The sequence below is a fragment of the Candidatus Marinimicrobia bacterium CG08_land_8_20_14_0_20_45_22 genome (genome assembly GCA_002774355.1).
Classification (GTDB): domain Bacteria; phylum Fidelibacterota; class UBA2242; order UBA2242; family UBA2242; genus 0-14-0-20-45-22.
On the sequence record PEYN01000208.1, the window covers coordinates 1 to 2,455 of the forward strand.

General features: G+C 46.8%; 6 protein-coding genes. All 6 read left to right on the top strand.

Annotated features, from left to right (window positions below; translation table 11 throughout):
• The coding region (locus tag COT43_11735; GenBank protein ID PIS27197.1) for a hypothetical protein at positions 1-95 on the top strand (95 nt) is incomplete at its 5' end.
• A 10-nt stretch (positions 96-105) separates the two neighbouring features.
• The gene (locus COT43_11740; protein PIS27198.1) at positions 106-414 is read left to right on the top strand and encodes a 30S ribosomal protein S10; all 309 of its coding nucleotides are present in this window, start codon (positions 106-108) and stop codon (positions 412-414) included.
• Positions 415-427: 13 nt separating this feature from the next.
• Complete coding sequence (locus COT43_11745) at positions 428-1,054, top strand: 50S ribosomal protein L3 (protein ID PIS27199.1); 627 nt, start codon at positions 428-430, stop codon at positions 1,052-1,054.
• Positions 1,051-1,692 carry a 50S ribosomal protein L4 gene (locus COT43_11750; GenBank protein ID PIS27200.1) on the top strand — a complete coding sequence of 214 codons (642 nt, stop codon included), beginning with the start codon at positions 1,051-1,053 and terminating at the stop codon, positions 1,690-1,692. The genes COT43_11745 and COT43_11750 overlap by 4 nt, the downstream gene beginning before the upstream one ends.
• A 10-nt stretch (positions 1,693-1,702) precedes the next feature.
• Positions 1,703-2,026 (top strand): 50S ribosomal protein L23, encoded by a 324-nt coding sequence (locus COT43_11755; protein PIS27201.1) that lies wholly within the window; start codon positions 1,703-1,705, stop codon positions 2,024-2,026.
• A gap of 4 nt (positions 2,027-2,030) precedes the next feature.
• The coding region (gene rplB / locus COT43_11760) for a 50S ribosomal protein L2 (protein PIS27202.1) at positions 2,031-2,455 on the top strand (425 nt) is incomplete at its 3' end.

Genomic DNA, 2,455 nt, shown 5'->3' on the forward strand with positions numbered 1-2,455 from the left:
TCACTGAAATTGCGATGGAAAAAGAGTTACGGTTTGCGATTCGAGAAGGCGGACGGACAGTTGGCGCCGGTGTCGTAACCGAAATATTGGAATAAGGAGCATTCTGTGCCAGGACAAAAAATTAGAATCAGTTTGAAAGCGTACGATCATAATCTTTTAGATAAGAGCACCAAGAAGATCGTGGCAACGGCGAAATCGACGGGCGCCCTTGTTTCGGGTCCGATTCCACTGCCCACGCAGAGAACGATTTACACTGTTTTGCGGTCGCCGCACGTGGATAAAAAGTCCAGAGAACAGTTTCAAACAAAAATCCATAAAAGACTTATTGATATTTTGAATTCCACGTCGAAAACGGTCGATGCTTTGATGAAATTAGACCTTCCGGCGGGCGTAGATATCGAGATTAAGGTATAACGGAAACACGGTTATGATTGGAATTATTGGTAAAAAATTGGGAATGAGCCAGATTTTTAGAGAGTCGGGTGAAGTCGTGCCGGTAACGGTCGTTCAAGCCGGCCCTTGTCCGGTCATTCAGGTCAAATCGAAGAAAACGGACGGATATGTCGCGGTGCAATTGGGATTCGAGAAGAAAGTCGAACGCCTGATGAAAAAACCGGAACTTGGACGCTTTAAAGCCGTCAAGGTCGAGCCGCTTCGCTATGTCGCGGAAATTCGGGATTTCGATCCAGCAACTGCAAAAACAGGCGAGAACATTACCGTCGAAATTTTCAAGGAAGGCGACATTGTCAAAGTCACTGGAACCTCAAAAGGAAAAGGATTTCAGGGAACTGTCAAGCGCCACAATTTTAGGGGCGGTCCTAAAACCCACGGTCAGAGCGATCGACTGAGAGCGCCGGGTGCTATTGGCGCGTCGGCTTATCCGTCGCGCGTCATCAAGGGAGTCAAAATGGCGGGCAGAATGGGCGGAGCACAATCGACGATTCGGAATCTCAAGATTGCCAAAATAGACGCCGCCAATAACTTATTATATATTAAAGGTGCCATTCCCGGAGCGAACGGTGGCATCGTAACCATTCGGAGGCAGGAACGTTGAGCATAGAATTCACCATTTTTAAAAAGGACGGATCGGAATCCGGCGAAAAGATGGTATTTGACCAACCTTCTTTTACCGTCGAACCGCACGATCACTCGATCTGGCTGGCGGTAAAAGCCGAAATGACCAATAGCCGCCAGGGAACCGCTTCCTCCAAAACGCGTGCGGAAGTGCGCGGCGGTGGAAGGAAACCATGGAAGCAAAAAGGACGTGGTACAGCGAGAGCCGGTTCCAGCACCAGCCCGGTCTGGGTTGGCGGCGGAAGGGCGTTTGGACCGAAACCGAAAATCTATGGAGTTAAGATTAATCAGAAGGTCAAACGTCTGGCCAGACAGAGCGCTCTCGCTTATAAATATCAGAACGGCGGCATCATCGTCGTAGAGGATTTTAATTTTAGTGATTCGAAAGCCAAAAATGTTCGTGAATTGCTGGAAAAGTTCAATATTTCCGATAAGCGAATCACGATGCTGGCGACGGAAATTACTGAGAATCTTTCACTTGCGGCGCGCAATTTTTACAACATCCTGTTGGTTGAAGCCGAACGCGCATCCACTTATGATTTATTAGACTGCGAAGTTTTATTGATCGACCGCGCAGGCTTTGAAAAATTAAACAATCGTCTCCTCGCGAACAAATAAGGAATCAACGATGTCTATCAAGGAAATTATCATCATCAAACCGCTTCTGACAGAGAAGATGAACGCTCTTCAGGAAAAGGAGCGGAAATATGGTTTCGTCATCCATCCGAAAGCGAACAAGATCGAAGTCAAGAAAGCCGTTGAAGATCGTTTCGATGTGAAAGTTGAGAAGGTTGCGACCATTCAAATGGGCGGCAAACAAAAACAGATAACGGTCAGAAGTGGCGGAAGAGTTATCCGGACGAGCGGAAGACGTTCGAACTGGAAGAAAGCCATTGTGACACTTAAGGAAGGTGAAAAAATAGATTTTTATCAGGGAAAAACCGCGGTATAAAGCTATGGGTATAAAAAAGATCAAACCGAATACACCTGGACAGCGCTTTAAAACGGTCGATACGTTTGAAGAGATAACGACGACCAAGCCGGAAAAAAGTTTACTGGCTGTGAAACTGAATTCAGGTGGAAGAAATAACCGAGGACGCGTAACATCGCGTCGGCGTGGCGGTGGTGTTAAGCGCGCTTATCGTATCATTGATTTCAAGCGCGACAAATATGGCATCGAAGCCACCGTGAAAACGATTGAATACGATCCGAATCGTAATTCACGCATCGCTCTAGTCTGTTATAAAGACGGCGAGAAACGATATATTATAGCGCCGGACGGACTGGAAGTCGGTAATGTTATTTTATCCGGATCCGAAGCGCCAATAAAGGTTGGCAACTCGCTCCAGTTGAAAAATATTCCGGCAGGCACATTTATTCA

Excerpts from the sequence above, each read along its gene's own strand:
- COT43_11745 (PIS27199.1), top strand. The coding sequence starts at position 428 with ATGATTGGAATTATTGGTAAAAAATTGGGAATGAGCCAGATTTTTAGA.
- COT43_11755 (PIS27201.1), top strand. The coding sequence starts at position 1,703 with ATGTCTATCAAGGAAATTATCATCATCAAACCGCTTCTGACAGAGAAG.